Source organism: Candidatus Binatus sp. (assembly GCF_030646925.1).
Lineage (GTDB): Bacteria > Desulfobacterota > Binatia > Binatales > Binataceae > Binatus.
Genome location: NZ_JAUSKL010000049.1, coordinates 1 through 9,569 on the forward strand (window position 1 = coordinate 1; position 9,569 = coordinate 9,569).

At 57.0% G+C, this 9,569-nt stretch carries 5 protein-coding genes and 2 pseudogenes; all 7 read left to right on the forward strand.

All coding sequences use genetic code 11. The features are described from left to right. Positions 1 to 282 precede the first annotated feature (282 nt). Positions 283 to 819, forward strand: a pseudogene (locus Q7S58_RS22130) (ORF6N domain-containing protein). Between the two features lie 14 nt (positions 820 to 833). Then, positions 834 to 3,554 (forward strand): DEAD/DEAH box helicase, encoded by a 2,721-nt coding sequence (locus Q7S58_RS08105; RefSeq protein ID WP_304823238.1) that lies wholly within the window; start codon positions 834 to 836, stop codon positions 3,552 to 3,554. A 151-nt stretch (positions 3,555 to 3,705) separates the two neighbouring features. Continuing rightward, positions 3,706 to 5,352 (forward strand): ATP-binding protein, encoded by a 1,647-nt coding sequence (locus Q7S58_RS08110; RefSeq protein ID WP_304823241.1) that lies wholly within the window; start codon positions 3,706 to 3,708, stop codon positions 5,350 to 5,352. 97 nt (positions 5,353 to 5,449) lie between these two features. After that, positions 5,450 to 7,798, forward strand: coding sequence for a DNA methyltransferase (locus Q7S58_RS08115; protein ID WP_304823244.1), 2,349 nt, complete (start codon positions 5,450 to 5,452; stop codon positions 7,796 to 7,798). A gap of 71 nt (positions 7,799 to 7,869) precedes the next feature. After that, on the forward strand, positions 7,870 to 8,799 hold the full coding sequence (locus Q7S58_RS08120) for a hypothetical protein (protein WP_304823247.1): 930 nt from the start codon (positions 7,870 to 7,872) through the stop codon (positions 8,797 to 8,799). Continuing rightward, on the forward strand, positions 8,796 to 9,203 hold the full coding sequence (locus tag Q7S58_RS08125) for a type II toxin-antitoxin system VapC family toxin (RefSeq protein ID WP_304823250.1): 408 nt from the start codon (positions 8,796 to 8,798) through the stop codon (positions 9,201 to 9,203). The genes Q7S58_RS08120 and Q7S58_RS08125 overlap by 4 nt, the downstream gene beginning before the upstream one ends. A 127-nt stretch (positions 9,204 to 9,330) precedes the next feature. Next, positions 9,331 to 9,569, forward strand: a pseudogene (locus Q7S58_RS08130) (hypothetical protein); the annotation flags it as partial.

A 9,569-nucleotide genomic window follows, 5' to 3' on the forward strand; every position in this document is an offset into this window, starting at 1 on the left:
TGCGACCTCAAACACGAATGGCACTTACATAAGCGGTTTCATAACCGATGTAGGGCGGGTTAGGCACGTCGTTTGTGCCGTAACCCGCCGGATGTGCCATCGGGTATTGCGTAAAGCATGTCATGTGTTGCTGCGCAACGCCTGGCGGGTTACGCAAATTACGCTAACCCGCCCTACATTTAGGCTTAAGTTAAGTGCCATTCACCTCAAACGCCCGAATTGAGGATGTGCAGGGAATCCCCTACACTGCCCAAGCCATAAACATAACAACCGGGCCAGGGAATGACGGCGAAAAAATCTGTAATTCCGCTTGAGCAGATTGAAAAGCGCATCTTTTTGTTGCGTGGTCAGAAAGTATTGCTAAGCACGGATCTCGCTGGACTCTATGGCGTAGAGACCAAAGTGCTGGTACAGGCCGTCAAACGAAACTTGGACCGGTTTCCCGATGATTTCATGTTTCAGTTGTCCCCCAAAGAACTGGCCGTTTGAGGTCACAAATTGTGACCTCAAACGAAAAGAGCGGACGCGGCGGGAGACGCTACCCGCCCTATGCTTTTACGGAACAGGGCGCCGCGATGTTGTCCAGTGTCCTGCACAGCGATCGCGCTGTTCATGTCAACATCGAAATCATACGCGCCTTCGTGCGGTTGCGGCAGATGCTCTGCCTCGCATGCCAATCTCGCGCGCAAGCTCGCGACGCTGGAGAAGAAATACGATGCCCAATTCAGGGTGGTGTTCGACGCCATCCGCGAACTCATGACGCCGCCGGAGCCGAAGAAGAAGCGCCCCATCGGTTTCGCGCCGTGGGGAGAAAAATAAGAGTATCGTGACCCATGGCGCTACACCCTGAGTTCCCAAAATCGCCCTACGCCGAATTACTGCCGGACCAGCGTTGGTTTCCGGCTGCCGAAGAACTTCGAAGCACGGCCTATGAGAAGCTGCTGCCGCCACTGGTCGCTAAGATTCGCAGCGAGGTCTCAGCGTGGCGGAGCGCGAGTTATGCGGATGTTTCAGACACATCGCGCGCGCTCCTGAACTGGTGGTTCGAGACCGACCACTTGGCCGAGCAGGCCGATGGCACGCTGTCACCGTTTCGTTATTACTTCGCGCAGCGCGAAGCGGTGGAGACGGTGATCTGGTTGCACGATGTGCGCAAGGTGCGGGACAAATTCGATCTGCTACGCTACGACGCCTCGGGCGCCGTTTCGACGAACATGTTCGACGAGGACTGGCCGCGCTACGTTGTAAAGATGGCGACCGGCGCGGGCAAGACGAAAGTGCTGTCTCTGCTTATCGCGTGGAGTTTTTTCCACAAGCTCTATGAAACCGACTCGACGTTAGCACGAAACTTTCTCCTTATTGCCCCGAACATCATCGTCCTCGACCGCCTGCGCGCCGATTTCGATGGTCTACGCATTTTCTTCAACGACCCCATTCTTCCGGACAACGGTCATGCCGGCTACAACTGGCGAGACGATTTTCAGATCACGCTGCATATTCAGGACGATGTCCGGGTTGTGAGGGAAACCGGAAATCTGTTTCTTACCAACATCCATCGCGTCTATCTCGGCGACGTGCGCGAGCCCTCGCTGGATGACGATGATCTGCGCGACTACTTTCTTAATCCTTTCGGCCCCAAGCCGGTGGGCAAGACGACCGATAGCAAGGCCGATCTGGGCGAGATCGTTCGCGAGATTGACGAGCTGGCTGTGTTCAATGACGAGGCCCACCACATCCACGATCCGAAGATGGCCTGGTTCAAGAGCATCCAGGACATTCATCACCGGATGTTGCAGAAAGATGGCCGCCTGGCCTTGCAAGTGGACGTGACCGCCACGCCCCGGCACGACAACGGCGCGATCTTCGTTCAGACTGTCTCGGACTACCCGCTGGTCGAGGCCATCTATCAGAACGTCGTCAAGCACCCGGTGCTACCGGATGCCGCCAGCCGTACACGATTGCAGGAGCACAAGAGTGCAATCTTTACCGAGCGCTATGCCGACTACCTGCAACTCGGCATTGAAGAGTGGCGCAAAAGCTATGCCGAGCACGAGGTCATGGGTAAGAAAGCGGTGCTGTTCGTCATGGTGGACGACACTCGCAACTGCGACGAGGCTGGCGAATACTTGCGCAAGATTTGTCCAGAACTCGAAGGCGACGCCGTGCTCGTCATCCACACCAAGAGCAACGGTGAGATATCCGAAGCCGCGTCCAGCAAAAACGAGGATGAATTAAGAAAGCTCCGTTATGAAGCCAATGCGATAGATTCCTGGGAAAGCCCGGTCAAAGCCATCGTCTCCGTGCTGATGCTCAAGGAAGGTTGGGACGTGCGTAACGTCACCACCATTGTCGGCCTGCGTGCCTACGTCGCCAAGAGCAATATCCTCCCTGAGCAAACCCTTGGTCGAGGCCTGCGCCGCATGTACTTCGGCTCGGACACGTCTGAAACCGTCTCGGTCATGGGCACGGCCGCCTTCATGGAATTTGTTGAATCGCTCAAGACCGAGCAGGGCGTGGACTTTGAGTACAAACCCATGGGTCCGGGCACGGAGCGCAAGGACTCGCTGGTGGTCGAAGTGGATACTCAGAACACTGATAAGAACATCGACGCGCTGGATATCGAACTGCCGAAACTTTCCCGGCGGTTCAACCGCGAGTTCAAGGACCTCGAAGCGCTCGATCCCGCAACTTTCGGCAACGTGAAGCTCCCGCTCAAGCCCTTCACGCCGGAGCAAACCCGCGAGATTGTCTTCAAGACCATGCTGGATGCCGAAGTCCACCACACCATCCTGCTCGATGGTGCCGGGCCGGCCGATTATCGTTCGGTCGTGGGATTTTTCGCCCGGCAGTTGTTGAAGGAACTGCGGCTCGTTGGCGGCTACGACCTGCTCTACCCAAAGGTGAAAGCCTTCATGGCCGAGCACCTGTTCGAGGCCTCGCCAGTCAACCTCGAAGACCCCGTGGTGTTGCGCAACCTCTCCGAGCCCGATGCCGGGAAGATTCTGTTCGATACCTTCAAGAAGGCCATCAACGCGCTTACCGTGCGGGACAATGGCTCATCGCGCATCGAAGACCGCATCCGCCTGCGCGACACGCGCCCCTTCCGCACCGAGAACCGCCCCTACCTCGCGCCGAAGAAATCGCTGTTCAGCAAGATCGTTGGCGAGCCGCATGCCGGCGGCTTCGAACTGGCCTTCGCCGGTTTTCTCGACAACGCGACCGATGTCATGGCCTTTGCCAAGAACTATCTCGCCGTTGGCTTCAAGATCGATTACGTGAAGGCCGACGGCGATCTCTCCACCTACACGCCGGACTTCATCGTCAAGACCACCGACGGCACGGTCTGGATCGTCGAGACCAAGGGCCGCGCGGAACTCGACCTGCCGCAGAAGATGACGCGCCTGCGGCAGTGGTGCGCGGACGCGTCACAGGCGAGTCAGCCAGAGAGCGGTCCAGCGTATCGCTTTGTGTACGTGGACCAGCAAGGCTACGAGCGCAACCCGCCCAAGAACTTTGCCGCGCTGGCCGCAGGCTTCACCGAATACCAAGCCTGAGCAGATGATATATATGAAAGTTACCCAAAGTTATTATTGTTACGATGCGCGGACATAAACTTCCTGTATTTGGTTATTTGGGCAACCCGACCTCTGGTATTGCCAGCCAAGGGCTTCTCAGGTTCGCTGCAATTTTTTGCGCCAATCAAACATGACGACACCTGACGAGATAGCCCGCCTGTTGACCGAGCCGGAAGGCGAAAGGCTCGAATTCAAATCGGCATCCAACAATTTCCACTTCGAAAAACTGGTGGATTACTGCGTTGCTCTTGCCAATGAGGGCGGCGGAAAAATCGTGCTTGGCGTAACGGATCGTCGCCCGCGTCAGGTCGTTGGAACAACGGCGTTCGCAGAGCCTGGCCGCGCGGAAGCCGGGCTTTATGAGAGGCTGGGCCATCGTATACGTGTCGAAGAAACACGGTACGAAGGCAAACGTCTTTTGTTGGTGCATGTTCCAGGCCGATTGCCGGGAACGGCGTGGGAGTACAAAGGGCGTTACCTGCGCCGGGCCGGGGATGATGTGGTGCCGATTCCTCCAAACGAACTGCGAGCCATATTTGCAGAGGCGGGTCCTGATCACACAGCCGAGCCCAGCGCCGCGGCGATATCCGATCTTTCAACAGAAGCGCTTTCGGAATATCGCCGCCGCTGGTCCAGGAAGGCCGCAAACCCGCGTATTCTGGAATGGAACGATGCCGAGCTTCTGTCCAGCGCCGAGTTGCTCGTGGATGAGCGCCTGAACAATGCAGCGTTGATTTTGCTCGGAACACGGCAGGCGCTTGGCCGGTATTTGCCGCAAGCGGAAGTCATCTTCGAGTACCACTCGTCGGAGGCATCCGGCCCCGCGCAGGATCGCGCCGAGTTCCGGGAAGGGTTCTTCCTCTTTCAGGATGCGCTCTGGGAACGCATCAATCTCCGCAATGATCGGCAAAGCTATCAGGAGGGTTTGTTCCGGTACGACATTCCGACTTTTGACGAAACTTCGATCCGTGAGGCCCTGCTCAACGCGGTTGCCCATCGCGATTATCGGTTGGGCGGTTCGATATTCGTGCGTCAGTACGCCCGCCGGCTGGAAATAGTAAGCCCGGGCGGTTTTCCGCCCGGTATTTCGCCGGACAATATCCTGGATCAGCAAAATCCTCGTAACCGAAGGCTTTCCGAGGCCTTGGGCCGATGTGGTCTGATTGAACGCTCGGGCCAGGGAATGAATTTGATGTTCGAGGCGGCTATCCGTCATAGCAAACCGCTGCCGGACGTCACCAGCTCTTCATCCCATGAGGTGCGCCTGATTCTGGAAGGTACGGTACAAGATGCCGCCTTCATCCGGTTTCTGGAACGGGTGGGCGAGGAACGCCTGCGGAGCTTTTCCACGCACGATTTTCTCATCCTCGATGCCTTGAGGCGCGAACAACCGCTGACGCCGGCACAGCAAACGCGAATACCCGCGCTGATCGATGCAGGGATTGTGGAGTCGCACGGCCGCGGCCGTGGCGTACGCCATCTGCTGTCGCGCAGCCTGTATGCCGCGCTTGGCAAAAAAGGCGACTACACGCGCAAACGGGGGCTGGATCATGACACCAATAAAGAATTGCTCCTGAAACATATCCGCGATAACAATGCGGACGGCAGCCCCTTGAGCGATCTCACGCAGGTTCTCCCGGCCCTTTCCAGTTCGAAAGTTCAGGCCCTGCTCCACGAGTTGCGGGAGGAAGGACGTATCCAGGTGACAGGTAAAAGGCGGTGGGCCCGCTGGCATTTGGTCGCGTCTAAAGCAGAAAACCCGGCTGAATCTCTTTAGAAAATTTAAAATAAATTAGAAAACAATGGCTTATTTAACATGCGAAAACGTGTTTTTGACCGAAGACCAACTCTTTAGCCGCTTATAGCTCTGACTTATGGCCAAACCGCCCAAAGAAGCGTACGAAATTTCAGACGCCGAGAAGCGCGACCTGATCCAGCTCATCCAGCAGGGCAAGGCGCTGCCGGAGAAATACCGCTTCATCCTGTTCGCGGACAAGCGCGAGGTGGAGCTGGTGTGGAACGGCAAGAACCGCGAGGTCTGCACCACGGTGCTGCCGTTCCAGTCACTGGAGCATGTGGACGAGCCGCGCCAGGAGAAACCGGAACTCGGCACGCTCGACATGTTCGACACCCGCGGCCGTCAGCTCAAGGGCTGGACCAACAAGCTCATCTGGGGCGACAACAAGCTGATACTCTCTTCGCTCAAGAGCGGTGCGCTGCGCCGTCAGATCGAGGACGCGGGCGGCCTCAAGCTCATCTACATCGACCCGCCCTTCGACGTCGGCGCCGATTTCTCCATGGACATCGAGATCGGCGGCGAGACCTTCCATAAGGAACCGAACCTGCTGGAGCAGATCGCTTACCGCGACACCTGGGGACGCGGGGCGGATTCGTTCATTTCGATGATTTACGAGCGGCTGATCCTCATGCGGGATTTGCTGGCGGAGGACGGAACCATCTACCTGCACATGGCGCCGAACATGGCTCCCTTCATCGAGCTGGCAATGGGTGAAGTGTTCGGACGGGATCGCGTCCTTTGCTCAATTGTCTGGCAGCGTGCTACGGCACACGGAAATGTCGGGATTCGCTACGCCACCGTGACTGACAGAATTATTGTTGCCACGCGCTCAGACCGCTACATCTGGAATGGCCCATATCAGCCTTATTCAAAGGACTACATCGAATCCCACTATTCGTCAGTTGAGCCCGGAACCGGACGACGCTTTACCCTGCGAGATGTAACTGCACCCATGTCGCGCGCTTCCGAGAGCCAAAAATACGAATGGCGTGGTGTGCGGCCAGTTGGTTCTCGTTGCTGGTCATTCACCGAACCGCGAATGAACGAACTTTTTGATGCTGGCAAGATCGTTTTGACGGGAGGAAAGATGCCACGGATGAAGCTTTATCTTGATGAAATGCCGGGGATTCCTGCGACAGATCTTTGGAGCGACCTATCGGCAGTCAATTCGCAAGCGCGCGAAGATACACAATACCCCACCCAAAAGCCCGAAACTGTGCTCGAACGCATCATCAAAGCCAGCAGCAACGAAGGCGACCTCGTCGCCGATTTCTTCTGCGGCTCTGGCACCACGGCGGCGGTGGCGGAGAAGCTCGGTCGCAAGTGGATCGCGACCGACCTCGGCAAGTTCGGCATTCACACCACGCGCAAGCGCCTGATCGGTGTGCAGCGCGAGTTGAAGGAGTCCGGCAAGCCGTTCCGTGCCTTCGAGGTGCTGAACCTCGGCCGCTACGAGCGTCAAGCCTATCTCAACGTCGGCGGCCGGTTGACCGGCAAGCAGAAGGAACAGGCGCTGGCACAAAAGGAACGCGAGTTCCGCGATCTCATCCTGCGCGCGTACAAGGCGCAGCCGCTGGAAGGCGAGAGCTTCTTCCACGGCAAGAACGCTGGTCGTCTGGTCGTCGTCGGCCCGATCAATCTGCCCGTGGGCCGGCTGTTCGTGGAGGAAGTCATCACCGAATGCCGCAAGCGCGGCGCATCGCGCGTGGACATGCTCGCCTTCGAGTTCGAGATGGGCCTGTTCCCGGCGGTGCTGGACGAAGCGAAACAAAAGGGCATTGATCTCGTGCCGAAACAGATCCCTCCCGAGGTGTTCGACAAGCGCGCGGTCGAGAAGGGGCAGGTGGTTTTTTTCGATGTCAGCTTCATCGAGGCCACGCCGCGCTATCACAAAAAGGACAAGTTCACGCTCCAGATCGAACTGACGGATTTCTCCGTCTACTACACCCAAGGCGCGGCCGAAGCCGCCGCCGCGAGCCTCAAAAACGGCAAGAGTGAAGTCGTCTGCGAACAGGGCCAACTCATCAAGGTGAGCAAGGACAAAGACGGCGTCGTCACCCGCGACATCCTCACCAAGAACTGGACCGACTGGGTGGACTACTGGGCCGTGGACTTCGACTACATGAGCCGCAAGGAGATCATCAAGGTGGCGGTGGAGGCTGACGCACCCTCTCCCCCAACCCCTCTTCCGCAAGCGGGAGAGGGTGGCCAGAGGCCGGGAGAGGGCGAATTCGAAGAACGCTGGACCGGCAGCTACATCTTCGAAAACGAATGGCAAAGCTTCCGCACCCGCAAAGACCGCGACCTGGAATTCATCTCCGCGCCCCACACCTATACCAAAGCTGGCCGCTACACCGTCGCCGTGAAAGTGATCGACATCTTCGGCAATGATACGATGGTGCTTGTGCCGGTGAGCGTGGGATAACTATGACGAGAAAGAAAACGACTATCGCATAATCCGCAATAGCGGGAGAATAGCCCTCTGGAGGAACCATCATGGCTACAGACATCACGACAGACCTCGCTTCGTTGCGTTTCGATGGGAAGCGATTTGAAGGACATGCGCTTGACGTCGAATGCACGCAAGAGCTGATTGCCTATCGCAATCTGATCGTCGAATGCGCGAAGGAACTCTGGCGCCGTAAAAATCCGGATCGTGTCCGGCTTCCCAGGGGGTTCGAGGAGGATTTCCGGCTCCAGTTCAACCGACTGGAGGATGGCTCCGCAGTTGTTCCGCTGCAAAGAGTCCGCGTGGACGATCAGAGCGAATTGGACTGGGGCAACCTGGACGAATTCGACGAGGCCGCCGATTTGATCGACGCGGCCATCGCTGCCGCGAACGATGATGAATTGTTACCTGATGCGCTACCCTCGAATGTGATCCCTCTGTTTAGGGATTTCGGAAAATCGCTTCGGGCTGACGACGTGTTATTCACTCGTTCGCGCCATGGTTCCACCGAGGCGGCTTATACCGCCAAAGCCCGCAAACGGCTGACCGAGTGGGTCGGGCCGACTTACGAGGATGTGGTGGACGTCATTGGCGAAGTCCGTATGGCCAACGTGGGACCGGGAACCTTCTCACTCCAGCTTGATGATACGGAAGCCTTGGTCAGCGGGCGCTTCAGCCCTGAGCAGGAATCGGAAGTGCTTGATGCGCTGCGCAATCACCGATCTCTGCGCCTTCGTGTTCAAGGCGTGGCCGAGTTCGCGACCAGTGACCGGCAAATCAAAAAATTCTCGCGTGTAAATATGGTGACCCCTGCAGCGTTGGTAGACCAGGGTTTCGATGAAACCGCGATTCCAATTTGGGAACAACTGGCTGCGATTGGTGAGTCCGCACCCGAGGGAACTTGGGACGGCGTTCCAAGCGACTTGTCAGTGCGAATCGACGAAATTGTTTATCGGCGCGGTTCGGAGGACAAATGAAGGTAGTCTTTGCGGATACAGGCTATTGGGAAGCGGTGCTAAATCCGAAAGACAATCTGAATGCAAAGGCTCGTGCGATTTCGAGTGATCTCGGCAAGTTTCGAATACTTACGACCGAGATGGTGCTGGACGAACTGCTCGCGGCCCTGTCGCCCCTGCCGGAAAGGGTTTTCGCAATACGCGGGGTGGATGCTATCCGCACTAATCCGAATGTCGAAGTCGTTCCGCAAACATCCATCCAATTTCGGGAAGCTTTCGACCTGTACAAAAAGATGGCTGACAAGGAGTGGAGCCTCACCGATTGCGCCTCATTCGAGATCATGAAGGCACGAGGAATTTCGGAGGCGCTGGCGCATGACCGACACTTCGAGCAGGTGGGTTTCACCGCGTTGCTTCGTGATTGAGCGCCAACAAATCTCAAGTGGGTCGGCGCTCAAGAAAAAGGAGACGAAGATATGCCCGGTGCATTTGCTCATATGGTAGCTGCTGATCGAGCGAAACAAGCAGCAGTATCCCAAGGTCTTCATTCGATTGCCCGAAGCACGCTTAAATATCCTCAATGGTTACAGGCTGGCACAGTCGGGCCCGATTACTCATATCTGCATCACCTTCGCAGCCATGACCCATCAGACAGTTGGGCTCCACATGACCACACTTAAACTTTTTTCCGCACAAAATATTTCCGTTCCTGCCAGCACTTCCTGGTATCTCGCCGACCTTGGCGAATTTCGCGGCAAGCAGGAGCTTTTTACGCAGCAGTCTCCGCAGCG

Excerpts from the sequence above, each read along its gene's own strand:
- Q7S58_RS08105 (WP_304823238.1), top strand. The coding sequence starts at position 834 with ATGGCGCTACACCCTGAGTTCCCAAAATCGCCCTACGCCGAATTACTG.
- Q7S58_RS08120 (WP_304823247.1), top strand. The coding sequence starts at position 7,870 with ATGGCTACAGACATCACGACAGACCTCGCTTCGTTGCGTTTCGATGGG.
- Q7S58_RS08115 (WP_304823244.1), top strand. The coding sequence starts at position 5,450 with ATGGCCAAACCGCCCAAAGAAGCGTACGAAATTTCAGACGCCGAGAAG.
- Q7S58_RS08110 (WP_304823241.1), top strand. The coding sequence starts at position 3,706 with ATGACGACACCTGACGAGATAGCCCGCCTGTTGACCGAGCCGGAAGGC.
- Q7S58_RS08125 (WP_304823250.1), top strand. The coding sequence starts at position 8,796 with ATGAAGGTAGTCTTTGCGGATACAGGCTATTGGGAAGCGGTGCTAAAT.